This window comes from Limosilactobacillus fermentum (assembly GCF_013394085.1).
Taxonomy (GTDB): Bacteria; Bacillota; Bacilli; order Lactobacillales; family Lactobacillaceae; genus Limosilactobacillus; species Limosilactobacillus fermentum.
The window spans coordinates 985,421-1,010,979 of record NZ_CP040910.1; the positions used below are offsets into that span (position 1 = coordinate 985,421).

A 25,559-nucleotide genomic window follows, 5' to 3' on the forward strand; every position below is an offset into this window, starting at 1 on the left:
GATGACGCCAGTGGCTGATACACGCATTGAAGAATTAACCCTCGAACAAATTATGGGCGACCGCTTTGGCCGCTACTCTAAGTCCATCATTCAAGAACGGGCCCTCCCCGATATTCGCGATGGGCTCAAGCCGGTTCAGCGCCGGATCCTGTTTGCCATGAACAAGGATGGCAATACTTACGATAAGGGCTTTCGCAAGTCGGCCAAGGCGGTCGGGAACGTGATGGGGAACTTCCACCCCCACGGTGATTCATCGATCTACGAGGCCCTAGTCCGGTTAAGTCAGGACTGGAAGTTACGGGAACCTTTAATTGAAATGCACGGGAATAACGGGTCAATGGACGGTGACCCGGCTGCCGCCATGCGCTACACCGAGGCCCGCTTATCAAAGATCGCCGGGCGGATGCTCGAAGACATTGACAAAGACACCGTTGAAATGACTTTGAACTTTGACGACACCGAAAAGGAACCGGTCGTTTTACCCGCCCGGATCCCCAACCTCTTCGTCAACGGGGCGACCGGGATTTCCGCCGGGTACGCCACCGAAATTCCCACCCATAACCTAGGCGAATTAATCGACGCTTTAATTTACCTGTTGGCCCACCCGGCTGCCAGCCTCGATGACCTAATGAAGTTTGTTCCCGGACCGGATTTTCCGACCGGGGCGATTATTCAAGGAAAAGACGGGATCAAGAAGGCTTACGAAACCGGACGCGGACGAGTAGTTGTGCGGGCTAAAACCAGCATCGAAACCCTTCGCGGGGGCCGGGAACAAATCGTGGTGACCGAAATCCCCTACGAAGTCAATAAGGCTCAGTTAATGAAGCGGATCACCGACCTGCGCTTAAACAAAAAGGTCGAGGGGATTGCCGACGCCCGCGACGAAACCGACCGGACCGGGTTAAGGATCGCCATTGAGCTCAAGCGAGGCGTTGATGCCCAGGGGGTCTTGAACTACCTACTCAAAAACACCGACCTGCAAATCAATTACAACTTCAACATGGTGGCCATTGATGACCAACGTCCGGTCCGGGTGGGGCTAAAGCACTACTTGGCTTCTTACCTCGCCTTTCAAAAGGAGGTCATTACTCGCCGGACCCGCTTCGACTTACGGCGGGCCCAGAGCCGCCTCCACATCGTCGAAGGTTTAATCAAGGCCCTGTCGATTTTAGACCAGGTGATTGCGACCATCCGGGCCTCCAAGAACCGCAAGGACGCCCAGCAAAACTTGGTGGCGGCCTACGACTTTACCCCGACGCAGGCAGAAGCGATTGTCGCCTTGCAACTCTACCGGTTGACCAACACCGACGTTACCGCCTTAGAACAAGAGCAAGCCAAGTTAACCGAGCGAATCGAAAACTTCAAGCGGATCCTGACGGACGAAAAAACCTTGGACCGGGTCTTGAAACGGGAGATGCAGGCGATCAAAAAGGAATTTGCCAACCCACGGCGGACCCAGATCGAGGACACCGTCCAAAAGTTGACTGTTGACACCCGGGTGACGGTCGCCGATGAAGAAGTGATCGTTTTAGTGTCGGCGGCTGGCTACATCAAGCGCTCGTCGATTCGTTCCTTTAAGGCCTCTGAAGTGGGAGATAACGGGTTACGGGAAGACGATTACCCACTCCTCTTGGAGCAAACGACCACCCTGAGCCACCTCTACATGTTTACCAACCAGGGCCGCTTTATTTACCGGCCGGTTCACGAACTGACCGACGCCCGTTGGAAGGACACTGGTGAGCACCTATCGCAGACGATTGACTTGGACGACGATGAGGTAATCGTCAAGGCCATGCTGTTGGATAAGCTCGACTTACCAGGGACCTTCATTTTTGCCACCTCCGATGGGCAAGTTAAGCAGAGCGCCCTAAGTGATTACCAACCGGGTTCGCGCTACAAGACCCACGCCTCGGTAGCGATCAAGCTTCGTGAAGGGGCACAGGTCGTCAGCGTGGACTACTTTGAACCTGAACAAGCCGGCCAGTCCGTTCTCGCCATTAGCCGGGAGGGTTACGCCCTGCGGTTTGCCGTTGAAGACGTGCCGGTCACTGGGGTTCGGACCGCCGGGGTTCGGGCCATTAACCTCAAGGAGGACGACCAACTGGTGGGGATCTCCTTGGCTGGCGACGGGGACCACTTAGGGCTGGTCACCCAGCGGGGCGCCTTCAAGGAAATGGCGGTCAGCGACCTCGAAGTCGGCGCCCGGGCAAGGCGGGGGAACCTGGTCTTGCACCGCTTGAAGAAGAATCCGCACCAAGTGGTTGCCTTTGTTACCCACCCCGCTGATTTTACCGGCGCCCTTGAGATTATCACCAACCGCCCGGCCTTCCAGGACGTTTTAGTGGCTGAACAACGGTTGGGGACCACCCAGTCTAATGGGAGCTTCGTGGTTGACACGGACACCCAAGGCGTTCCGGTCACCCTGCGCGAAAAGCTGATTGCCAAGGTGTCGGAGGGCGAAGAAATCGAATTACTGTAAACCACCCCTAAAAACGCCTATAATAATGGTGTGTAATCGCTCAATTTAGACGAGAGGTGTTAAACATGAAAAAGAACTTTAACTTAAAGGCCGCCATCAAGGCGGGGACGGCAGCGGGGCTAATTTCCGGGCTGGTTAAATTAGGCTGGGAAGACGTCTTACCACCACGGACACCGGAACGCAACGCCACCAACCCACCCCAACGCTTGTTAGAGCAACTGGGGATGTCACCGAACCTCACCCACTCGACCTACACTTATTCTGACCAGGAAATGCCGTGGGTATCGTTTATCGTCCACTTCGGCTTTTCGGTCTCCTTTGGGATCATTTACGAGGTGTTGGTCGAAAACTCTCAGTACCTAAAGAAGGGCTACGGGACCATCTTCGGCTTGGCGGTCTGGGTGGCCTTCCACCTCGGGATTATGCCAGCAATGGGGACCGTCCCGTCGGCGAAGGAACAGCCTAAAGAAGAGCACCTGTCGGAAGCCTTGGGTCACATCGCTTGGATGTGGACTAATGACATTGTCGGCCGCGAACTTTACCGGCGCCTAACCGAAGCCAAGCAAGAACAAAAGGCCTAGGGGTGTAGCGGTAGCTTTTTTGAAAAAGCCATGCACGCCCCGGGGCTGCATGCTAAAATATGTAATATCAGCGAAGTGAAATTCGTTAAATTTGAGGAGGAATCCTAGACATGAGTAAAGAGTTAGTTTTTGGACACCAAAAGCCGGATACGGACACGATCGCCGCTGCAATGGCCTTTTCTTACTACCAAAACCAATTGGGGTACGAAACGGAAGCCGTTGCCCTCGGCGAAGTCAATGACGAAACCAAGTTCGCCCTGAATAAGTTCGGGATGCAAGCACCACGGGTGGTTGAAACGGTGGCTAATGAAGTTGACGCCGTAATGTTGGTTGACCACAACGAACCAGCCCAAAGCGTTGCCGACTTGGATCAAGTAACGGTTACCCACCTGATTGACCACCACCGTTTGAACGGCTTTAACACCGCCCAACCGCTGTGGGCAACCCTACGGCCGTACGGGTGTGTTTCCACGATCATCACGGAACTGTTCCAAGACGCCCACATTGACATTCCGCAAAACCTGGCCGGGATGATGCTTTCGGCCATCATTTCCGACACGCTCTTGCTCAAGTCACCAACCACGACCGACCACGATGGGGAAGCCGTTAAGCACTTAGCTAAGGTTGCGGGGGTTGATTACGAAGAATACGGCCTGCAAATGTTAAAGGCCGGCACCAACCTGGCTGCCAAGAGTGACGAAGCAATCGTTGACGGCGACGCCAAGACCTTTGAACTGGCGGACAGCAAGGTGCGGATTGGGCAAGTTAACACGGTTGACTTAGACGATGTCTTCTCCCGCCAAGAGGGAATCGAAGCCGCTATGCAAGCCCTGATGGACGAAAACGGTTACGACACCTTTGTTCTGATCGTGACCAACATCTTGAACAGCGACTCCGACCTCTTGGCCCTCGGTGCCAACCTTGACAAGGTGGAAGCCGCCTTTGACAAGAAGTTAAATGACCAAAAGCGGATGAACCTGCCGGGCGTAGTTTCCCGTAAGAAGCAAGTTGTTCCACCGTTGACTAAGGCCTTCGAAGGCTAGTAGTACATTAAAATGAACCTAGGGGCTTGGAGAACGAGGCATTCTCCAAGCCCCTTATTCGTTTACCGCTTTTTCGGTGCGCGAGCCGGGAAGGACCTCGGTGGTTGGTGAGCATTAAAGTTGTGCTTACTTAAAATAAGGGTAAAATAAAGACAATTGCATGGATGCCTGAACGAATAAAGGAGTGATTAGCGTGGATCTGACTTTTACTGAGGCGGCAAAGGAACGGGTGGCCCGTTACCTTTCCCCCGACAAGAAGATTATCTTAGATTACGATGACGGTGTAGGTCCGTTTTCCAAGCTGGGCGATTGTTCGCTTGCGGCCAACTACAAGCTGATCTTTGTGGATAAGGATGCTGATTTACCGGACTTTGACGCCCACTTCCCGTCCAACCTCGGTGACGTGTACTACAAGGGCTTTGACGCCCCACAATACACCGACGGGATGGAACTACGTTTTAACCCGACTTACTTTGTGATGTCCTTGACCTCGCCACACGGGGTTTTAACTGATAGCGTGGAGATCCTCGACGTTACCGAACCAGTCAACGCCAACGCCACCCAGGGCACGACCCACGATTGCTAGGAGGACGCAATGGAAGACAAGCAAGCAGCGCTAAAGAAGCTGACGCCGACCCAGTTTGCGGTTACCCAAGAGGCGGCCACCGAACGCCCCTTCACCGGTAAGTACGATGATTTTTATGAAGAGGGATTGTATGTCGACGTTGTGTCGGGGGAACCGCTCTTCTCGTCTAAGGATAAGTATGACGCCGGCTGCGGTTGGCCGTCCTTTACTAAACCGGTCACGAAGCTCACCATGAACCGCGACCAGTCGTTTGGCATGGAACGGACTGAGGTGCGCTCTAAGGAGGCCGATTCCCACCTGGGTCACGTCTTTACCGATGGTCCGGTCGACCGAGGCGGCCTCCGCTACTGCATCAATTCGGCGGCCCTGCGCTTCATCCCGGTTGCTGAGTTAGAAGAAGCCGGTTACGGTCAGTACCGATCATTGTTTGAATAGTACAGGAGTGAAAGGGAACTGGGTTCGTTTGGCCCAGGGCCCTTTTTAAATTTCAGCTACTGGAAAACTGTAGGCCTAAATTAACTAGCCCTTTCCTTTTGACCCGGTCAGCGTATAATTAACAAGAAATAATGAATAAAGGGGGACCGTTGATGATTAATTTTCGTCAAGCAACGCTAGCCGACTTACCAACCATTGTCGCAATCTACAACCAAACCATTGCCCCCCACGCGGTGACGGCGGACATGGAGCCCGTGACGGTCGAACAGCGGCGGGGGTGGTTTAACTCCTTTAGCGACGATCACCCGCTCTGGGTCGTTGAAGATGGTGGCCAAGTGATTGGGTGGGTGGGTCTGGAGCCCTTTTATGGACGGGCCGCCTACCGCCACACCGCCGAGGTGGCAATTTACTTTGACCAGGCCGTTCGCCACCAGGGGTTAGGCACTAAGGCGCTGGCCTTTATGGAAAGCCAACTAGCCGCCTGCGAGATCACGGCGGTGGTCGCTTACATCTTTGGCACCAATCAGGCTAGCCAGGCCCTCTTCAAGAAGTTCGGCTACCAAAAGTGGGGGGCCTTTCCGGGGGTGGCTAGCTTCCCGGACAAAACTCAGGACCTGGTTTTCTTTGGCAAGCGTTACGATGAGGAAAAAAATGATGAGTAAACAAGCAGATTACCAATTACTTTACCAGCAAGCCTTAGCCCTCTTTGAAGGGGAAACCGATTGGATCGCCAACGCCAGTAACCTGGCGGCCCTCCTCTATAACGGCTTAGCTGACGTTAACTTCGCCGGCTTTTACCGCGTTCAGGACGGTGAATTGATCTTGGGTCCCTTCCAAGGACAGGTGGCTTGCGTGCACATCGCCTTTGGTAGCGGGGTTTGCGGGACTGCCGCCCAAATGGGGAAAACCCAATTGGTGAAAGATGTCCACCAGTTTGCCGGCCACATTGCCTGTGACGCTGCCTCAAACTCGGAAATTGTGGTGCCAATTTATCAGGGCGACAAACTCTGGGGGGTCTTAGACATTGACAGCCCTAAGCTCGCCCGGTTTGATCAGGAGGACCAAGCCGGTCTGGAAAGGTTAGCACCCCTCTTTTTGCCCGGCGCCTGATTGACAACCGGCGGGGGACTGTTATAATTGAATAAACGAAAATACGAAAGTCTTTAACGACGTCCAGAGAGGCGGCGAAGACGACAAAGGATGGGTGTAGTCCCGTCATTTAGAATCCTCGCCACCCGGGCGGGGATTTTTTTGAAGGAGAACAAAATGGAAACAAAGCAAAAAGAGGTCATGATCGAGCGGATCCCAATGGAAGCGCGCCACACTAACTGGTGGGACATGTTTGCCACCTGGGTGGGGGCCAACGCCAACAACGGGACTTGGTTTGTCGGTGGGGTGCTCGCCGCCTGCGGTTTTGCCGTCGCCATGAACGTGCTGGTGATTTCATCGGCCTTATCCTACGTCTTTTTGAGCCTGGTTGGTTATATGGGCTACAAAACTGGTCTGTCGACGATGAGCCTGTCACGGGCCTCCTTTGGCGAGCGGGGGAGCTACTTACCATCCCTGGTGAACATTACCCAATTCATCGGCTGGACGGCCGTCAACACCTTCATCGCCGCCCAGTCGGTCGGGTTAATCTTAACCCAGCTGCTGGGGTGGCCAAGTTTCGGTCAACCCGGGGGTGCCAAGGGCCTTGTGGTGGGGATCATCGTGATGAGCATCTTGCACATCCTGTCGGTGTCGGCCGGGTCCCGTTCGATTCAGATGATTGAACGGCTGGGCATTATTTTGGTGCTGGTCTTTGTGATTTGGGAATCGGTGGCCGTCTTCAAGACGGTCTCCCTGACCGAAATCGCTCACTGGCAAGTACCGGCCAAGGCGAGAATGACGACCGGGGCAGCAATTGACTACGTGGCCGCCTTCAACTTGGCCTGGGTAACGGCGGGAGCCGACTTCACCCGCTTTACGCCGAGCCGGGCTAATTCGGTGGTCTCTCCCTTCGTCGGCGCCATGGTGGGGGTGCTCTGGTTTGCCTTCATCGGCCTGATTTCAACGATTTCGATTGCCATCACTTCCGGGGCCTACAACGCTAATAACTCCGACCCCAGCACGATCGCGGCCAAGCTCGGCCTCGGGGTGATCGCCCTGTTGGTAATCGTCTTGACCTCCATGACCGCCAACGCCGTTAACCTCTTGGGGGCGGGGTCGGCCCTGTCCAACATCTTCCCCAAGCTAAACCTGAAGCTCGCCCTCTGGATAGTGGTGATTTTGGCAACGGTGGTGACCTTAATCCCGATGTTTGTCGGTTCTTTTTTAGACACCTTCGAAAGCTTTCTGGATTACGTGGCGATGGTCCTCGGACCCACGATTGCCATCATTTGTACCGACTTTTACTGGAAGGCAAAGCGCCACTACCAGGTCGAAGAATTTGGCCGGGTTAAGGGGCGTTATTGGTACAAGGGCGGGGTTAACCCGGCGGCGATCATCACCTTCGTGGTGGGGGTGGTCATCTTCTTGGCCTGCCAAAAACAAACGTTCTTCGTTAACACGGTGGGGATCACCTTTATCGACATGGTAGTCTCCAGCCTCTTGTACATGGTCCTGTCAAAATTACAAAGGAGTTAATCATGCTAATTAAAAACGTCCACGTTAACAACCAACCCGAACTCGTTGACGTCGCGATTACCGACGGCAAGTTTACCGCTATTGAAGCCGGGCTAACTCCCAAGCCCGGCGAGCAGGTAATCGAGGGGAACGGGAAACTTTTGTTGCCACCCTTCATTGATTCCCACGTCCACTTGGATGCGACTTTGACGGCGGGGCAGCCCGAGTTTAACGAATCCGGGACCCTCTTTGACGGGATCCGAATCTGGAGCGAGCGTAAAAAGTTGCTAACCAAAGAAGACGTCAAGAAGCGGGCTAAGCAGACGATCATGAAGATGGTTGGCCACGGAATCCAACACGTCCGCTCCCACGTTGACGTGACCGACCCGCACCTGATCGCCGCCCAGGCCCTCTTGGAACTCAAACACGACTTAAAAGACCAGGTTGACCTGCAGTTGGTGGCCTTCCCCCAGGAGGGGATCTTAAGCTTCCCGCACGGCAAGGAATTAATGGAACAAGCGGTCAAAGAGGGGCTCGATGTGGTCGGGGGGATCCCGCACTTTGAGTTTTCGACCGAGTACGGTTGGCAATCGGTCCACTTCTTAATGGCCCTAGCCGACAAGTACGGTAAGCTAGTTGACGTGCACTGCGACGAAATTGACGACCCAATGTCGCGCCACCTAGAAGTGCTGGCGACCGAAGCGTACGAACGGCAAATGGGCGACCGCGTGACGGCGAGCCACACCACGGCGATGGGTTCGTATAACGACGCGTACACCTACAAGTTGTTCCGACTCTTGAAGATGAGCGGGGTTAACTTCGTGGCTAACCCGCTGGTGAACGTTCACCTGGGCGGGCGCTTTGATACCTACCCGAAGCGGCGTGGCGTCACCCGGGTCAAGGAGCTCGACGCCGCCGGGATCAACGTTTCCTTTGGTGAAGATGACGTCCAGGACCCGTGGAACCCGCTGGGTGATGGTAACATGCTCGACGCCGTGACGATGGGGGTCTACATTGCCCACCTGATGGGTTATTCCCAGTTGCAAGACTCGTTTAAGTTTGTGACGACCAACGCGGCCAGGACCCTGCACATCGAGGACCAGTACGGGATTGAGGTCGGTAAGCCCGGCGACTGCATCTTATTAAACGGTCAGGACTTCTACCAGGCCCTAAACCAACACGCCGAAGTCCTGTACAACATCCGCCACGGACGTGTTCTGGCCCAAACTAAGCCGGCCGAGACGACGATCCACTTAAATTAGGGCGTTCGGAAATGACGCCGCCGATCCGTTGAATGATCTAATGGTAAGCGGTTTCTTTGATTAGACGGATTGTAATAAAATTGCAAAAAGTTGCATTTTAGCAACGCCAAGCCTAAATGAGAATGTTATAATGTTTCCATAGCTAAGATGAAAGGAAGACGAATGTTTATGACAGAAACTCACCAATCCGTTCGTACTAACGCCCTATATATGAATCCTGACCGGGGGATTGCCACCCTCGACTTCAGTAAATACTATGTTAACAACTTCTATAATCTCATCAATTCGAAGGGATTAGTTGAGATCATCCGTCTTTACCTGACCTCATCGCACCACACTAAGGACGCAAATGGGATCGAAAACGTCTCCGCCGAAGAGTACGTGGCGATCCTAAAGAAGGTCTTCATCAACGACGACCACGCCTACGATGACTTTACGCCTCAAGAAATCCTGGCCTCCTTTGAATCACTGTACTCCTTTTACCGGAGTTTCCTGCGGGTTTCAATCACTAACTTCAACGACAACTCGGTGATTACCCACTCCTTTAAGGAAGCCGACGCCCGGTTCAACGATTTAGTGATCCGCAACTACCGGATCATCGAAGAAAAGCTCCAGGGCTTTGTTAACAACGTTTACCGTCAGGTTAACGCCGGGACTAACGCTACCCTGCTGGTTCGCGACCACCAATGGCCGGCACCAAAGGGTTACGAATCCTTGACCGACGTAACCTTCATTGACAAGGTCATGTTGCAGCCGCCAATGCTGATGCACACCAAGTCCAACAAGCGGGAAGGGGTCTTTTCCGCCGTAGATTACAATCCGGTTGACCACTTTGCCGGCCAGCGTCAAGAATGGCTGTGCTACCCGGCTAAGGTCGGTGAAAGCCTGATCTTTATTTACTTCCACGTCGATTACATGGTTAACGGGCTCGCCCTTTCTAACTTGTTTGAATTGGCAACGGCAGAAGAAGTTGAGGGGCAAAAGCCCGATGCCATCTTGATTTTTGGCCAAGAAAAGACGGCGGGCGATGTATCGCACTACCACTACGACAGCGACAACAACCTTTGGGTCGGCGAAGTCCCGTACAACGACAAGACGACCTACTTTGGTTACATGAAGAAGATGTGCCTAACCCTGCACAACTTACACCAAATCTACAGCGGCAAGCTGCCAATCCACGGGTCGATGGTGCGGATTAAGTTCACCAACGGCAAGGACAAGACGGTGGTCTTCTTCGGGGATTCCGGCGCCGGGAAGTCCGAATCGCTAGAAGCCCTGCAGGAAATCGCCGATGAACAAATCGTGGAAATGGAAACCATCTTCGACGACATGGGCTCCTTTATCCTGGATGACCAGGCCAAGGGCGGGATCTACGCCCAGGGGACCGAAACCGGAGCCTTTGTCCGCCTCGACGATTTGTCTTCTTCCGTGGCCTTTAGCAACATGGACCGTGGGGTCTTCTTGAACCCAGAACGGAAAAACGCCCGGGTGATCATCCCGGCCGACGCGTACGAAAACGTGGTGGCCCACCACGAAATCGACATGTGGGTGTACGCCAATAACTACTCCGACGGGATTGGGGTCCACCAATTTGAAAACGAAGAGGAAGCCAAGGAAGTCTTTATCGCCGGTAAGCGCAAGGCCCTTGGGACGACCGATGAAGTCGGGATGTCTTCCACCTTCTTCGCGAACCCGTTCGGCCCGGTTCAAGAACCGGAACGGACCAAGCCGATCATCGACGAAGTCTTCAAGCGCCTCTTTAAGGACGGCGTTTACGTGGGCGAGGTTTACACCCACCTAGGGACCGACAAGTCTAAAGACGCCCTGCACGAATCGGCCCAGGAACTGCTAGACCAGTTAATGAACTCTTAATTGTTTAACGTATCCAATATCAGGGACCGGGAGCAACTCACAGTTCTCCCGGCCCTTTTTGTTTTTGGAGCGCCTGATTTGTTACAATAGGGGAAATGTTAAAAGGGGGCAGCAAATTGGAAAAACAAGAACCAGAAGAAACGGTTGAGGAGCGCCTAGTTCGCTTAGTTAACCAAAATCAAAACCGGGCCCGGGCTTATTGGCTGGCAACACCGGAACTAACTAGGCAGTACTTTTGGGGCCTGATGACCTGGTCGAATGGTAACTACCCCGGCCTGTCGCAAACGGAGCTTTGGGTCGTTAACCAACGGGAGATGGACTGGGACGACTTTTTAGACCAGGTGGCAACCCTGATCAAAGACCACCCGCTACCAATTTATTACAACCACCGGATGACTGAGGACGACATCAGGGCCGTCAAACAACACTTTCCAACCGCCACGGTTGACCGGGCGGTGCTGAATTAGGGGGCGCACGCACGATGGAACAGGAATCACTCTTTTCCGCTAGTGGTCAGGGTGGTGCGACGCCCTTAGCTAACCGGGTACGGCCCAGGGAGTTGGCGGAGTTCTTTGGCCAAGACCAGCTGGTCGGCACGGGAAAGGTCTTAAGCGAGCTGATTGAACAAGACCGGTTGCCGTCCCTGATCTTGTGGGGGCCACCGGGGGTGGGGAAAACCACCCTGGCCGAAATCATTGCCCAAAAGACCAAGGCCAAGTTCATTACTTTTTCGGCGGTTAATTCGTCGATCAAAGACATCAAGCAGGTGATGGAAGCGGCGACCGCTAACCACCAGTTTGGGGAGCGGACGGTGGTCTTTATTGACGAAATTCACCGTTTTAACAAGGCCCAACAAGACGCCTTTTTACCCTACGTGGAGCGGGGGGAGATCATCTTAATCGGGGCGACCACGGAAAACCCGTCCTTTGAACTAAACGCCGCCCTTTTATCGCGGTGCAAGGTCTTTGTATTAAGGGCGCTCGATAAAGGGGCCCTGGTTAAAATTTTGCACCGGGCCTTACACCACCCGAATGGCTTTGCCGACTTGGAGATTACGGTTGAAGACGGGGTGTTAGAAGCGATTGCCAACTTTGCCAACGGTGACGCCCGGATGGCCCTTAACACCTTGGAAATGGCGGTGCTAAATGGTCAACGCAACGGTCACCAGGTTAAATTAACTAACGCCGACCTGACCCAATTAACCAGCACCCGTTCGTTACGCTACGACCGGGCCGGTGACGAGCACTACGACTTGATCTCGGCGTTGCATAAGTCAATGCGCAACAGCGACGTTGACGCTGCCGTTTACTGGTGCTCACGGATGCTGGCCGGGGGCGAGGAGCCGCTTTACATTGCCCGCCGCTTGGTTCGCTTTGCCGCCGAAGACGTTGGCCTCGCCGACGCAAACGCCCTCCAAGTGGCCACCAACACCTTTCAGGCCTGCCAGTTCTTGGGGATGCCGGAGTGTGACGTCCACTTGACCGAGTGCGTGATCTACCTGGCTGCCGCACCTAAGTCCAACGCCGTGTACGCGGCCCGCAACCGGGCGAAAAAGATTATCAAGCAGACCGGGAATTTGCCGGTACCGCTTCAAATCAGAAACGCCCCAACCAAGCTGATGAAGGAGCTTGATTACGGCAAGGGCTACCAGTACGCCCACGACAGTAGCGACCGCCTGACGACGATGCAGACGATGCCAGACGAAATAAGCGGGGCGAAGCTCTATCGCCCAACCGATCAGGGTAACGAGGCCTGGGTCAAACAACGTCTAGCCGCCATCGCAGCCTGGCACCGCCAACACGACAACCCCAGGGAGGGGAGCAAATGATTGGAACCTACTTAAATACCTTAGCGATCCTGGTAGGGACCGGGATCGGTTGCCTCTTACACGGTGGTATCAAGCCACGCTACCAAGAGGCCCTTTACCTCGCCATTGGTTTAGCGGCGCTGGGGATCGGTTTAGAAAACGTGGTCAATAACATGCAAAAGAGCCACTACCCGGTCCTTTTTATCGTCAGCATTGCCTGCGGGGCGGTCCTGGGCACTTGGGGGAACCTTGATGAGTGCTTTAATCGCCTCGTCAACCGCCACAGCCAAAGCCAGCTGGGGCGCGGGCTGTCCACCGGGATCTTGCTTTATTGCATCGGCGCCCTGTCGATCGTCGGCCCGGTAATGGCCGCCGTCAAGCACGACCCAACGATGCTCTTTACCAACGCCACCCTTGACTTGATCAGTTCGGTGATCTTGGGGGCCAGCTTTGGGGTCGGGATGATGCTAGCGGCGCCGGTCCTTTTTTGTTGGCAAGGGGGGATCTACCTGGTGGCCAAGTACCTGTCGACGAGCTTTTTTAGTGCTAGCTTCATTACCGAGATTTCAATCGTCGGTGGCCTTTTGATTGCCGCTTCGGGGATTTCTCTGCTTAAGCTGCGGGAGATCAAAACGGTTAATCTCTTACCGGCGCTCCTGATACCCGTCCTCTTCTTCTTGCTCAAGAGTTGGGTTTGAGATTTAACAGAAATGAGGTCGGTGGGAAATAACCTCCGCGGCAGATCGGACGACTAAGTTAGGACGCACCGTTCTTCGGCCTGTAAAGACACTAGACCTGCGGTTATTGGCCATCTTTCCCGTCTAACATCCGTGAATACAGTAAAGAGGTAGGGAGAAAACCGTGTTTTCGCCCTACCTCTTTTGGTAACGGGTGATTACAATCAAAAGGGTGAAGAATGTCTAATACCTAGCAACTATTTACGATGATTTGTTGGCTGAGGGGAAGTTTAAAGGTTAGTGTTTTCGGGGATTATAACTATCACTAGACAAGTAGCGGCAAGGGTTTGAGTGATCGTGAAATTCAGATCAAGAGAAAGCCCTTTCGCAAAGCTAACTTTTACTAAAATGAACAAGTTTGGTGACAAATGAGTTATTTTCATCTATTTAATATAAAATAATCGCCTCTTAACGATAAAAAGTGCAATAAATTGTTTACAATAAAATTAAGATTGTTACGAAATTCTTGGGTTGCTTTGTTAAAAATATGTTAAACTATCTATGAAGGCGCTTTGTTATTAGTCATTATGAAAGAAGGGTGTACCTTATGGATACGACTAAGCAAAACACAAACCGGTGGATGGTTGTCCTCGGAACTGTGTTTATTCAGCTTTCTGCCGGTTCCTTTTACGCATGGGCCATTTTTAACAACGGGTTTATGCTCAAAACCGGTGGGGTTGTTAAAATGGTCAACGGCGCAAAGAAGATCGTTGGTGGTCTTCCGGCAGCGTCCGTTAGTTTCACGTTTACTTTAGGGATGCTTTGCTTGTCCCTAGCAACGTTAGCAGGGATCCCGCTTGCTAAAAAATACGGGATTAAGATTGTCAACACGATTGCAGCAATTATTTATGGTCTTTCCATTCTTGGTTTGACGATGATCGGTAAGGGATCATCAATCTGGACCCTGTGGCTCTTCGGGGGGGTTCTCCTCGGGGCGATGAACGGGGTGCTTTACTTAACCTCTTTGACCAACGCCATTAAGTGGTTCCCAGAAAAGAAGGGGTTAATCTCCGGGATCTGTGTCGCATGTTACGGCCTTGGTTCCTTTGTCTTCAAGTACATTGCCATGTGGGTTGCCGGTGGTAACGGTGTGATCAACGCCTCCAACATCGGTCGCGTTCTCCTCTGGTGGGGGATTTTGGCCTTAGTTCTGGCCGTGGTTGGTTCCTTACTGTTAAAGGACGCCCCAGAAGTCGTTACTGCACCAAGCGCTGCGGAAGCTAAATCCGAAAACGTTAACTTCTCAACTTCCGAAATGCTACACACGCCACAAGCTTACATGATCTTCTTCTGCTTGATGACGGCATGTATGTTCATGGGACTCTTGGGGGCGGCCGTTACGAACATGGCCGCTGCTTGGACCCAATCACCAAAGGACGTTTCGATCTGGGCCGGTTCTAGCGCCGCCGCCTTCTTCGTGGCCGTGGTGGCAATTGCCAACACGATTGGTCGGTTCGTAATGGGGTGGCTGTCTGACATTACTGGTCGGAAGCCAGTCTTCTTTATCACCTTCATCATTCAACTCCTGACGCTCTTGGCCCTCTTAATGACCAAGCCGGGGGACATGAGCATGGGGATGATTTACACGGTTGTTATGGCGATGGCCTTCTGCTTCGGTGGGAACATCACCGTCTTCCCAACCTTCGTTTCTGACTACTTCGGTCTTCGCGATACTTCCCGTAACTACTCGGTAATCTACCAAGGGTTCGGGATTGGGGCCATCCTGGTTGGTTTCCTGATGGCATCAGGTAACCCACTGAACCCAGGTAAGGTCACCCTTGCTAACGGGGCGGTCTTAACGCAAAACTTCCCATTACTGTACAAGGTTCTGTTGGTAATGGTTATCATCTCCTTGGTTATCTTTGCGGTAATCAAGAAGCCAGTTAAGAAGGCCTAGCCTAACCAAATCAATCGCTTAGAAAAGCGCCTTTCTGAAGCGAAGAGGGGGTTACCCCTCATATAAATGTGGTGCGCGCCACAAAAAAGCCCGTCCGGGAATTCCGGGCGGGCTTTTTTGATCCCTTTATTCCGTTAGGGCTTGGCGCCAATGGCCAAGCAGGGCGGTTAAGTGGGGGCTGGTGATCTGATTGGCGCCGGTAATCTCTTCTAAGTAGTCGAGTAGTTGGGCAGCCAGCCGGATCGACCCGGTTAACCGGAGTGACTCGAGGGTTTGGTCAATTCGCTCCAGTTGATCGACGCCGGCAATCGTGTGGGCCAGGGCGCTCACGAATTGCTGAATCGTTGCAAGAGGAACCGGTCCTCAAGGGGACCACACCGCTAGAGAAAGAGCTCCTAGCCGGGTTTGCCGACCGTCAGGCGGTCCGCTTACGTTGGCGAAACGTGAAACGAGCGTTGATCGACCGCCAAGGGAGGGGCGAAGACGATGAACACGGCTAAGCGGAGTGACCTTACCCAGCCCCAACGGACCATCATGGTTGTAGTGTTAATGACCGGGTCCTTTTGCACCGTTTTGAATCAGAACTTGCTGGCGACCGCCTACCCAACCTTGATGCGCCACTTCGCCGTCAACACCTCGACGGTTCAATGGCTGACGACCGGCTTTTTGATGGTTAACGGGGTGATGATCCCGGTCAGCGCTTATTTAAGAAAATCACACCCGACAAATCTAAACATTTGTGCAGTGTCTAAAACCGGGTTGAAAAAATTTAGCTAACCAAACAATCCCCACCAGAGCCAGCAAGTTGCTAGCTCTGGTGGGGACTGTTGCTTTGTAGGAGAAATTACTAACTTGTTTGGTCCAAGCCAAACATTTCTTCTCGAAGGGCGCGTAAATTGGCCGCCCACCGAGTAAGTCGTTGACGGTATAGGAAATGAAGGTCACGATCAGCATCGGTAAGATTTGCTCCATGGTACCAACCATTTCGGTTAATAAACAGATGGCGGTGAAGGGGGCCTTTTCAATCGCCCCAAAGTAGGCGGCCATCCCGATCACGACCAGGTTGATGTAGTTGCCGGCGGCCAGCAAGTGGAGGTGCATTAAAAGGGTGGCCAACAGGGCGCCGAGAATAGCGCCGAGCACCAGGATTGGCATGAAGATTCCCCCCGGCACCGGGGCCCCGTAGGAGAGCATGGAGCCAACAAAGCGGACGACAAAGTATATACTGAGGAGGCCAAAGAGACTGGCGAAGGCGGCCGAGTGAGATGGCAGGGCGATCAGGTGGTCAATCAGCATGTGGCTACCACCCAATAAGTTGACGTCCAACAGGCCAACCGGGATCACTAATAACAGTGGCAGGAGTGGTTGGACCTTGCTGGGTAGGTGAGTGCAGTGGCGGTACCAGACCCGGCTGTTCAACAGGCAGTACTGGTAGCACCAGGCCAACACCCCGAGGACCAGGCCAAAGAGGATCAGCCAGGGGTAGGCGACGGGGGGGAGGTTGAAATTAACTGGTAGCCATAAGCAGGGGCGGGTGCCGTAAACGAGCACGGTCATCAAGTCGGCACTGATGGCGGCAGCTAGGGCGGTCAACCACTCGCGAATCTGGAAGCGGAAGGTGATCTCTTACAGTAAAAACATCGTCCCGGCTAAGGGGGCGGAAAAGGCGGCTGCCAACCCGGCGGCGACCCCGCACGATAAGAGGAGCTTGTTTTCTTCCCGGTCGGCGTGAAAAAGGCGTTCACCCATTCCCTGGCCGATCGCGGCCCCATCTGGATTCAGGGACCTTCGCGACCTAAGAACAGGCCCGGGCAGATTGCCAGGAGGCCACCGACGAACTTTTTCCACAGGACCGGCCACCACTTCATCCGGTGCTGGTCCTTTAAGATTGCTTCGATTTGCGGGACCCCGGAACCGAGCAGGTCAGTCTGGTCCTTGCCAATTACCAAGCTTAAGAGTCCCCAGATGATCACGGTGGCGATCAGATAGGGGATTAACCAAAGTGGTTGGCTGCGTAAGAGGGGGTAAACGAAGCGGGCAAAGAGCATCGCCTGGTCAATCAGCCAGCGAAAGAGTGCAACCACCAAGCCGGTCGCTAACCCGATTGAAATTCCCTTACAGACGTCGGTTAAAAAATTCGACGAGAGCGGTCGGTGTAAAACGTCTTTAGCCTGGAGTTCCTTTCGCCTTCATTATACGCTACTGAAGGGGCGCGGGGGTTGGTGGAATGAAATCTGCATGCTAACTCGCCAAGTGGTGCGAGTAAAACGCTACCAAATTTTGGTTGACAAAGTTAAACCGCCCTTATAAAATGATTAAAAATAAATAATAATGCGTTAATGGAATGAGTAAGCTAACCAAACCCCAACTAGAGAAGTGGGACTGGTGGAAACCACGGGGGCGGCGGTAGACGAAGATGGTTCCGGAGCAGTTGGTGGGGTGAACGCTGGTGAGCCCCGCCCGGTTAGCGGTCGTTACCCCGCTTGAGTCTCCCCGCTGGGGGTACTTATTGAGGAGTGGGGGGTGACCCCTGCTTAAATGAGGGTGGTATCACGTTTGACGTCCCGAAGAGAGGAAACTCTGTTCGGGGCGTTTTTTAATTAAAGGAGGAAGAACCATGACCAAACAACACTTAGTAGATTATACGATTGCCGTTTTAGGGGCCGGGGCCGTGGGCCGGTCGGTGGCCGCCGATTGTAAGTTGGCCGGCAACCAGGTCCGTTTGTTTGACCTACCGGAGTTTGCCGGTGAATCACTTAAGGGCCTCGACAAGACCGGGATCGAAATTCAAGGCTTTGAGTTGGGCAAGTACAACTTTAAGCGCAATGGGATCGCCAAGTTCGACCTGGTGTCTGACGACCTGGCCGAAGTGGTTGCCGGCGCCCAAATCATTTTAGTCGCGGTGCCGTCGGTTGGTCACCAAACCTTCTTTGAACGGCTGGTGCCGCTCTTAGAAGACGGCCAGATCATCCACATTATCCCCGATAACTTCGGTAGCCTGCGCTTACGCAAGGTCCTGCGCGAAACCAGGCCGGACGTCGACGTGATTGTCGGGGGCTGGTCGAGTGCCCCGTACGGTACCCGGATTGTTAAGGAAGCGGGAATTGACACCAAGCGGGTCTTCTTGCGTTACCGGGCGGTTTCCCTGCGGGGGGCGTCTTTGCCGTCCACCGATCAGGAGGCCTTTTTAAAGAGTACCGAACACATTGGCTGCTTTGACTCGGTGACCTTTGGCGACGGCCCGGTCGGCGGCAAAACGGTCTTAGACGTTGGCTTTAGCAACGTCAACCCAACCCTCCACTGCCCGGGAACGATTCTGGGGGCCGCAGTGATGGAAAACTACGGCCGCGTCTTTGGTGGCAACGACAAGAGCGACTTTTCAATTTACTCCCACGTTTACACCGAGTCGGTTTCGGCGGTCCAGTACTCCTTTTACCAAGAAGAAATCAAGCTGGCCGAAAAGATCGGTGTCGACATCGCTAGGTACCCCAAGGAAACCTTCTATTCACGCTCTAACATCTTAGGGCCCGAGTACATGGGCGACGGGGCCAGCGCTCCGTTTGACGAGCAGTTCCCGATGGCCTTTGGGACCGGGCCGTTTAGCATCCAGGACCGTTACGTGACCGAAGACATCCCGGTTGGTTGCCACATCTACCACGAGTTGGGGCAAAAGTTCGGCGTCAAGACCCCGGTGATCGACAGCATCATCACCTTAGGGTCAGCGATGGTCGGGATTGATTTTGATCAAACCGGGGTCACCCTTAAAGAACTCGGGATCGGCCACTTAGACCGGGCCGAACTGTTGGACTACCTGGAAAACGGCAACTATAAGGAGGAAGCTTAATGAAGAAGACGGGCGACTACTTGGGGAGCCCAGCGGACCTGGACGGAGTGGTGTCAGTCACGCCCCAACCAGTGGCCGGAGCGGCGATCGGAATCATCGCCGTGAACCTGGTCTACCCCAAGCTACCGGGGAACGTGGCCAACGCTAGCACCTTTGCCTTTCCGGTCGACTACGAGGTAATTGACCTGGCGATCGAGCAGCTCTTTGAAGCCGATCCGGGGGCGGTCGACCAAATTGTTCAAGCGGCGAAGCGGCTGGAGGCCCGCGGGGTGCGGGCGATCGTCGGGGCCTGTGGCTACTTTGCTAACTTTCAAACCCAGGTCCAAGCAGCCGTGCGGGTGCCGGTCCTTTTGTCGAGCCTGGCCCAACTACCCCTGATTAAGACGAGCTTACGGGCCGACCAACGGATTGCCGTATTGGTGGCCGATATTCAGGGGGCGACCCCTGAATTGCTGGCCAACGTTAACGCCACGCCTGACAAGGTGACCTTCGTTGACATCGGCAGCCTGCCGGAATTTCACGCCATCCGTTACGGGGAAACAACCCTCGATAACGGCGCCTTAAAACGGGCCCTGGTCCAAAAGGCGGTAGCGGCCGTCAAACAGGACCCGAGCATCGGCGCCCTCCTCTTGGAATGTAGCGATTTACCCCCGTACGCGGCCGCCATTCAAGCGGGGGTCGGCTTGCCGGTCTTTGACTTCATCACCTTAATCAACTGGTTGCACCAGTCGCTGTGCCAGCGGCCATACTACGGATTCATCTAAATAAAAAAGAGGCTAAGGGAAAGTGGTGCTTTCCCTTAGCCTCTTTTTAGGATTAAAAGTTAATGGTGCCAGAAACCAAGCCGTATATCCCGGCCAGCGCCATCAGGGTAATGGCAAGCCAGGTTATTTTTTCTACGATGGTGAAGGGGCGTTGCTGTTCTTTTTTCCCCTGGTAAAAGAACCAAAAGCCGGTTTCCCAGACGATCGCGCTCAACAAGAGGTACTGTAAGCCGGCCCCGTAGAGCATGAAGACCGTAAAGGCCAGGGCTAATAAAGCGGCGATCCCGGACCGCACCCGTTCGGCACGGGAACGCTGGGCAAACCCGGTGCCCGCCAAGACGCTCTTGACGGCGTAAAGGGAAACGAACAGGTAGGGAACGATCGAAAGCGAGGTGGCAAACTTCAAGAGGACCAGGTAACCGGCGTTGGAACAACCAGCCACGATCATTAACGCCTGGGTTAACCCCGAGGTGACCAGCAGGGCGTTTTGCGGGGCTTCGTGATTATTTAGGCGGTTTAACCACTTGGTTGCCGACCCGGAGCGCCCGGTCAAACGGATTTCTTCGGAACACAGGGTGATCCATGCGAGCAGGGCCCCAGTGACCGAAACGATTAGGCAGGCGTTAATCAGGGTGCTCCCCCAGTTGCCGACCATCTGAGCCATTAAGCCGGCCATCGAGGGGGTGTGAAGTTGGCTGATCTGGCTGGGCGCCAGTAAGCCGAGCGATAAAACGCTGGTCCCGACCAAGAGGAGGATAATGGCTAAGGAGCCGAGGGTGGTTGCCTTGGCCACGTCTGACAGGCGTTTGGCCCGGGTGGCGTAAATCGTGGCCGATTCCAGGCCAATCAGCGTCCACATCGCCGATAAGAGGACGGATTTGGACTGGGCAAAAATTGAGACCTGGTGCCAGTGGTGGCTACCGGCGTCGAAAACCCTGGTGGAGGCAAAGGACGCCCAGAAGGTCGGGGCGTGGAAGTTGAGTAAGGCTAAGATGATAAAGGCAGCCAGGGGGATGATCTTGATCACGGTGGTGACGTTGTTAACCACCGTACTGTCCTTAACCCCCTGGGCAACCAAGAAGGTGATTAGCCACAAGAGGACGGAGGCGGCGACCACCGCCGGCCAGGTGGTCCCGTCACCAAAGAAGCGGAAGAGGGTAAAGCCACCGAAGGCCGAAAAGATAACGGTCAGGTACGAGGCGTTACCGACTGCGTCGCCGATTCCGTGGCCGTAATTGGCAATGAAGCCGCCGAGGTGACCAAAGAGGGCCTTGGACCAACCGTAGATCCCGTCGTCGATTTCCGGTTGCTGGAGGGTGAGGTTGCGGTAGACGCTGGTCAAGGCAAACATTCCCACCGCCACGATTGCCCACCCGATTAAGATGCCGAGCGGGTTAGCGTTGGCCGTCATGGTGGCCGGCAGGGCAAAGATCCCCGAGCCGATCGTTCCGCCAATAATCAGGGTGACGAGCCCCCCTAAACCAACCTTATTTTTGATTTCCTTACTCATGTTTGTCTTCACCTTTTTCATCAATTCTCTGTTAATTTGCGTGGATATGCACACAAATTATTAATTATACAAGAACCCGGTCAAAAGGTAAATAAAATGGTGGAAAAAACATAAGCAAACGGGGCTAAGGCAAGTTGCCTCAGCCCCGTTTTTAGGAGTGTAAATTAATGGTTGTTACCTAATCTAGGTCGACGGGCACCACCCAGCCAAACTTGTCTTCGACGTCGCCGTTTTGGACGCCGATTAAGTAGTTATACAGCTTGGTCGTCACCGGACCGGTTTCGGTTTCGGAATAAAAGACCTGCTTTTTCCCCTTATAGGTTAGGGAACCCACCGGGGAGATGACGGCGGCCGTCCCCATTGCGCCGGCTTCGGCCAGGTCGTCTAAGTGGTCGACTTCCAGTTGCTTTTCGACCGGGTTAAGCCCCAGTTCTGCAGCCACTTGTAGCAACGAGCGCTTGGTGACCGATGGCAGGATTGACTCCGATTTAGGCGTTACGAACTGGCCGTCCTTAGTGACCCCAAAGAAGTTGGCACCTGAGAATTCGTCAACGTACTTGTGCTCGCGCGGGTCTAGGAAGAGGCAGTCGGCAAAGCCGGCCTTCTTGGCTTCCATTTCCGGCAGGAGGGAGCCGGCGTAGTTACCGGCCGTCTTAGCTTGCCCGGTCCCGGCGTAAGCGGCCCGGTCGTACTTGGAAACCGTGAATGGTACCGGGTTTAGTCCCTTGACGTAGGCGCCAACCGGGGTGGCGTAAACGCGGAAGGTATAGGTGTTGGACGGTACCACACCGACCACCGGCTGGGTGCCGACCATGAAGGGGCGCAGGTAAAGGGTGCCGCCGGAACCGTACGGCGGGACAAATTCCTGGTTGGCCTTAACGACGGCCTTGACCGCTTCTAAGAACTTCTCTTCCGGGTAGGGTTCCATCATCATCCGCTTGGCCGAGTTAACCATCCGCTTGGCGTTTTGGTCGGGGCGGAAAAGGTTGACCTGGCCGTCCTTGGTCCGGTAAGCCTTGAGGCCCTCAAAGACCTCCTGGCCGTAGTGGAGGACCTCGGCGGCTTCGTTCAGGGTTAAAGTTGATTCGGTCGTCAGGTGGCCACCTTGCCACTGGCCGTCCTTGAATTCCTCCGTCCAGCTGTAGGGGAGGTCGTGGTATTCAAAGCCAAGGTTGTTCCAGTCTAAGTCTTCTACGCGGGTCTTTGTCATGGTAATTCCTCCTTAAAGTGGGTGACGCCTACGCCGGACGCCGTATGAATTATGCAGTGTGCATTGCAATGGCAATATGTGTAATTGGTTGGCGTAAATATGTGTAGTGATAGGTGCCAATGTTTTGAATATGAATCTCTGAAATGCCTGCTTCCACAACTCATCACCTTTCCTTCGTTAGTTTGGTTGAACAAAAAAACGCCCTACTAGCATTGCTAATAGGACGACTTGCACCGTGGTACCACCTAAGTTCGCTTGAAAAATCAAGCCTCAAACGTACGATCGCTCATACGCTGCACGATAACGGGTGCCACCTTGCTCCCTTACCAATCGGGGAGCCCGCTCAAGAATGATCTTCAGCAGTCAGGCGCCTTCCCGTTTCACCGTTACCGGGCTTCTCTTAGCGCACCAGTCATGCTTACTGTTTCTCTCATCGTGTTGTTTCGTTCAACTGATTGGTACCCATCTTAAAGCCGGGCTCTCACGATGTCAACACTTTTTTCTCATCTTTTGTTAATTTATTTTTAATCTAGCTGGGTGATCAGCTTCCGTAAGGGGTTCTGGTTATTTGGGCCCGTTAATTAGACATTATTTACTATAACTTAACGTCATAAATAACAACCACCAAAAAACGAGCCCTAGTTACAGGGTTCGTTGGTGAAGCTAATCAAAGTATGACGGAGCAATCTTTCGGCCCTGGTGGTAATATACTGACGGTCGTGTTCGTTAATCTCGCGGATGACCTTGGCCGGCAAGCCATACGCGACCACGTTAACCGATAGGTCCTTGGTCACCACCGAGCCAGCTCCAACGACGGTGTTATCACCAATCGTGACGCCCGGTAGGACAATTGAACCGGCGCCGATCCGACAGTTGGTTCCGATGTGGATCGGCAGGTTGTATTGCATTTCCTTGGCCCGCAGTTCTGGAGCCACCGGGTGGGTTCCGGTGGCTAAAATGACGTTGGGGCCAAACATGGTCCGGTCGCCAACGTAAACGGCGGTATCGTCGACCATCGTCAGGTTGTAATTAGCGTAAATGTAGTCGCCAAAGTGGGCAAATTTAGCCCCGAAGTTGGCGTGCAGGGGTGGCTCGATGTAGGTGTGTTCACCAATTTCGGCAAACATCTTTTGCAAGAGCTCCTGGCGTTTTTTCCCTTCGGACGGGCGGGTTTGGTTGAAGTCGTACTGGAGTTCTTGAGCGGCCAATTGGGCCTTAGCGATATCCGGATCGCTTGGCAAGTAGAGGTCCCCACCGTGTTGAAGATCTTGGGCTTTCATAACAAAATCCTTTCGGTTAATTTTGTTCATTATACTGGATGGTAACGAAACTATGCAAGCGCCTTCACGGGTTGGTATAATGAGCAAAAGAAATTAAATTTGGAGGGTGAATTATGAGTGAAGAAGTCAAGATTGATGCCAAACGGGTACAAGCCATTACCAACATGGGCCAAGCTTACGATGACGTCGATCCCCTGGTGGAAGCCGCCCGTAACCACGCAATTAAAGAGTGCCGCCGTTACAATTTCTTGGTCAACTCCCAAAACAAGTACGATTATTCGATCCTGAAGGGCCTCTTCAACAAGATGGGGGAGGAAAATTATATCGAACCCAACTTCATGTGCGAATTAGGCCTGAACATTTCGCTGGGGAGCAATATTTACATTAACCACAACATGGTGATTTTAGATTGCAACGAGGTCACGATCGGAGACCACGTTTACATCGGCCCCAAGGTCGGGCTGTACTGTGCCAACCACGCCGAAGACCCGGTGGAACGGGCGAACCACCAAGTGTACGCCAAGCCCATCCACATAAGCGATAGCGTCTTGCCCGGGGTGACGATCGGCGAGAACTCGATTATCGGCGCCGGCAGTGTCGTCACCAAGGACATCCCCGCTAACGTAATTGCGGCCGGCAACCCCTGCCGGGTCATCCGCGGGATTCAGAAAAAAGGCTAACACCTTAAACGAACTCAGTTTGAATGCCTAGCTAATCGAATAAAGCCTCTCTCCGAACTTCATCGGGGAGGGGCTTTTTAGTGCGGTTAAAGATCTTAATCATCCGGCAAGTTTTTCAAATAGCGTTGGCGGAATTCTTGGTTGCCACCCCAGAAAGGTTTAACACGCCTGGTCGAGAGCTTCTTGATACTTTCGAGTCGGTCGCGTTCTGCTTGCCAGACCTGCTCTTGCTCAACGGTACCGGGGGTTAGGCTAACCATCTCGTCAAGGAGCCGGTCTTGTTGCGTAGCATCATCTGTTAAATAATAACGCATTAGTAACCCAATAAACTTAGTATTGCTCTCTGGCTGGAGCGGTAAAACTAAGAAGTCCTGTGTTTCAAACGCTCCCATCGCCTCGTTAGCCGCAATTAAGGCGGTCCTCTTGTTACCATCCTGGAATGGTTGCATTTTAGCTAAATCGGCGAAAACTCGCCAACCATCTTTGGTGGTGTATTCAGAGGTGTCGAAACGGTCGATCATTTCTTGGAGAATCCCCTCAGTAACAATTTCGGGCAGGGTGTAGGAGTCGCCTATTAGGAGAGTAGGAACGTTCCGCAATCATGTGGACATTGTCCTCTTCGTTATACATGTAATTCCGCAAATGGCCAGGAAGCGTGGGGGCTTCGATGGGACTATTGGTGAACTGTTGATTGATTGCAATGATTCCTTGGACGGTAAAACCAGTGCTGATAATTGCATTAACGCCGTTTTGGATATCCTTAAATAAATCTTGGCCTGTCCTTTAAATACGAAAGATCCTTCGTTGATAATGCAGATTTAGTACTAGTTAAGGTACTACCGTAATTATTTAGCGAACCAGTTGACGCAATGAAAAAGGAAAATTTATTGATGTCAATCTTCATGGGGCACGCTCCCAAAAAAATAGTAATACGAAGCCGTTGCTTTAAATTATATCATCAACGGTCG

Annotated in this window: 23 protein-coding genes and 2 pseudogenes; 19 read left to right on the top strand and 6 right to left on the bottom strand. The window is 53.4% G+C overall.

The features are described 5' to 3' along the window. The first annotated feature begins 1 nt into the window (after window position 1). From parC to FG166_RS04965, 14 genes are all read left to right on the top strand, one after another. Complete coding sequence (gene parC / locus FG166_RS04900) at window positions 2-2,479, top strand: DNA topoisomerase IV subunit A (protein ID WP_003683137.1); 2,478 nt, start codon at window positions 2-4, stop codon at window positions 2,477-2,479. 65 nt (window positions 2,480-2,544) lie between these two features. Beyond that, the gene (locus tag FG166_RS04905) at window positions 2,545-3,060 is read left to right on the top strand and encodes a YagU family protein (RefSeq protein ID WP_003683135.1); all 516 of its coding nucleotides are present in this window, start codon (window positions 2,545-2,547) and stop codon (window positions 3,058-3,060) included. Between the two features lie 110 nt (window positions 3,061-3,170). Continuing rightward, window positions 3,171-4,103, top strand: a complete 933-nt coding sequence (locus tag FG166_RS04910) for a manganese-dependent inorganic pyrophosphatase (RefSeq protein ID WP_003683133.1) — start codon at window positions 3,171-3,173, stop codon at window positions 4,101-4,103. A 193-nt stretch (window positions 4,104-4,296) separates the two neighbouring features. Next, entirely contained in the window at window positions 4,297-4,689 is a 393-nt protein-coding gene (locus FG166_RS04915) for an iron-sulfur cluster biosynthesis family protein (protein ID WP_015638938.1), read from the top strand. Between the two features lie 9 nt (window positions 4,690-4,698). After that, the gene (gene msrB / locus FG166_RS04920; protein WP_003683130.1) at window positions 4,699-5,124 is read left to right on the top strand and encodes a peptide-methionine (R)-S-oxide reductase MsrB; all 426 of its coding nucleotides are present in this window, start codon (window positions 4,699-4,701) and stop codon (window positions 5,122-5,124) included. A gap of 152 nt (window positions 5,125-5,276) precedes the next feature. Further along, entirely contained in the window at window positions 5,277-5,786 is a 510-nt protein-coding gene (locus tag FG166_RS04925) for a GNAT family N-acetyltransferase (protein ID WP_003684903.1), read from the top strand. Then, window positions 5,776-6,234, top strand: a complete 459-nt coding sequence (locus tag FG166_RS04930) for a GAF domain-containing protein (RefSeq protein WP_003683128.1) — start codon at window positions 5,776-5,778, stop codon at window positions 6,232-6,234. Before FG166_RS04925 ends, FG166_RS04930 begins: the two co-directional genes overlap by 11 nt. A 156-nt stretch (window positions 6,235-6,390) precedes the next feature. Continuing rightward, entirely contained in the window at window positions 6,391-7,749 is a 1,359-nt protein-coding gene (locus tag FG166_RS04935; protein WP_023466126.1) for a cytosine permease, read from the top strand. 2 nt (window positions 7,750-7,751) lie between these two features. Then, on the top strand, window positions 7,752-8,990 hold the full coding sequence (gene codA / locus FG166_RS04940) for a cytosine deaminase (protein WP_003683122.1): 1,239 nt from the start codon (window positions 7,752-7,754) through the stop codon (window positions 8,988-8,990). 168 nt (window positions 8,991-9,158) lie between these two features. Next, a complete protein-coding gene (locus FG166_RS04945; protein WP_031274565.1) occupies window positions 9,159-10,862 on the top strand; it encodes a phosphoenolpyruvate carboxykinase (ATP) in 1,704 nt (567 codons plus the stop codon). A gap of 116 nt (window positions 10,863-10,978) precedes the next feature. Next, entirely contained in the window at window positions 10,979-11,329 is a 351-nt protein-coding gene (locus tag FG166_RS04950) for a hypothetical protein (RefSeq protein ID WP_228030790.1), read from the top strand. A 14-nt stretch (window positions 11,330-11,343) separates the two neighbouring features. Next, window positions 11,344-12,690: a replication-associated recombination protein A gene (locus FG166_RS04955; RefSeq protein ID WP_003683118.1), complete on the top strand. Its 1,347-nt coding sequence runs from the start codon at window positions 11,344-11,346 to the stop codon at window positions 12,688-12,690. Then, the gene (locus FG166_RS04960) at window positions 12,687-13,367 is read left to right on the top strand and encodes a DUF554 domain-containing protein (protein WP_003683116.1); all 681 of its coding nucleotides are present in this window, start codon (window positions 12,687-12,689) and stop codon (window positions 13,365-13,367) included. The genes FG166_RS04955 and FG166_RS04960 overlap by 4 nt, the downstream gene beginning before the upstream one ends. Window positions 13,368-13,953: 586 nt before the next feature. Further along, window positions 13,954-15,303, top strand: coding sequence for an MFS transporter (locus tag FG166_RS04965; protein WP_003683113.1), 1,350 nt, complete (start codon window positions 13,954-13,956; stop codon window positions 15,301-15,303). Window positions 15,304-15,429: 126 nt separating this feature from the next. Here FG166_RS04965 and FG166_RS04970 read toward each other — a convergent pair whose 3' ends face one another. Then, on the bottom strand, window positions 15,430-15,633 hold the full coding sequence (locus FG166_RS04970) for a hypothetical protein (protein WP_003683111.1): 204 nt from the start codon (window positions 15,631-15,633) through the stop codon (window positions 15,430-15,432). 14 nt (window positions 15,634-15,647) lie between these two features. On the opposite strand from FG166_RS04970, the gene FG166_RS04975 reads away from it, so the two are divergent. Then, window positions 15,648-15,803, top strand: a complete 156-nt coding sequence (locus tag FG166_RS04975) for a hypothetical protein (protein ID WP_003683109.1) — start codon at window positions 15,648-15,650, stop codon at window positions 15,801-15,803. Next, window positions 15,790-16,011: pseudogene (locus FG166_RS04980) on the top strand (hypothetical protein); the annotation flags it as partial. The gene FG166_RS04975 and the pseudogene FG166_RS04980, both read left to right, overlap by 14 nt. A gap of 180 nt (window positions 16,012-16,191) precedes the next feature. Here FG166_RS04980 and FG166_RS04985 read toward each other — a convergent pair. Continuing rightward, a pseudogene (locus FG166_RS04985) lies at window positions 16,192-17,414 on the bottom strand (ClC family H(+)/Cl(-) exchange transporter); the annotation flags it as partial. A 506-nt stretch (window positions 17,415-17,920) separates the two neighbouring features. Between FG166_RS04985 and FG166_RS04990 the strand changes: the two are divergent. Together FG166_RS04990 and FG166_RS04995 are read left to right on the top strand one after the other, a co-directional pair. Continuing rightward, window positions 17,921-19,147: an NAD/NADP-dependent octopine/nopaline dehydrogenase family protein gene (locus FG166_RS04990; protein ID WP_003683100.1), complete on the top strand. Its 1,227-nt coding sequence runs from the start codon at window positions 17,921-17,923 to the stop codon at window positions 19,145-19,147. Next, window positions 19,147-19,911, top strand: coding sequence for an aspartate/glutamate racemase family protein (locus tag FG166_RS04995; RefSeq protein ID WP_003683088.1), 765 nt, complete (start codon window positions 19,147-19,149; stop codon window positions 19,909-19,911). The genes FG166_RS04990 and FG166_RS04995 overlap by 1 nt, the downstream gene beginning before the upstream one ends. 52 nt (window positions 19,912-19,963) lie before the next feature. Here FG166_RS04995 and FG166_RS05000 read toward each other — a convergent pair whose 3' ends face one another. The 3 genes from FG166_RS05000 to FG166_RS05010 all read right to left on the bottom strand — a co-directional run bounded on the left by FG166_RS05000 (window position 19,964) and on the right by FG166_RS05010 (window position 23,911). After that, on the bottom strand, window positions 19,964-21,421 hold the full coding sequence (locus FG166_RS05000; RefSeq protein ID WP_050755176.1) for an amino acid permease: 1,458 nt from the start codon (window positions 21,419-21,421) through the stop codon (window positions 19,964-19,966). A 178-nt stretch (window positions 21,422-21,599) separates the two neighbouring features. After that, window positions 21,600-22,631: a branched-chain amino acid aminotransferase gene (locus FG166_RS05005; protein ID WP_003683084.1), complete on the bottom strand. Its 1,032-nt coding sequence runs from the start codon at window positions 22,629-22,631 to the stop codon at window positions 21,600-21,602. A gap of 638 nt (window positions 22,632-23,269) precedes the next feature. Then, window positions 23,270-23,911, bottom strand: a complete 642-nt coding sequence (locus FG166_RS05010; protein WP_035431042.1) for a sugar O-acetyltransferase — start codon at window positions 23,909-23,911, stop codon at window positions 23,270-23,272. A gap of 113 nt (window positions 23,912-24,024) precedes the next feature. Between FG166_RS05010 and FG166_RS05015 the strand changes: the two genes are divergently transcribed. Continuing rightward, a complete protein-coding gene (locus FG166_RS05015; protein WP_003683081.1) occupies window positions 24,025-24,591 on the top strand; it encodes a sugar O-acetyltransferase in 567 nt (188 codons plus the stop codon). 95 nt (window positions 24,592-24,686) lie between these two features. Here the strand turns inward: FG166_RS05015 and FG166_RS05020 are convergent, their stop codons facing one another. Then, the gene (locus tag FG166_RS05020; RefSeq protein ID WP_137876804.1) at window positions 24,687-25,112 is read right to left on the bottom strand and encodes a Fic family protein; all 426 of its coding nucleotides are present in this window, start codon (window positions 25,110-25,112) and stop codon (window positions 24,687-24,689) included. Window positions 25,113-25,559 lie beyond the last annotated feature (447 nt).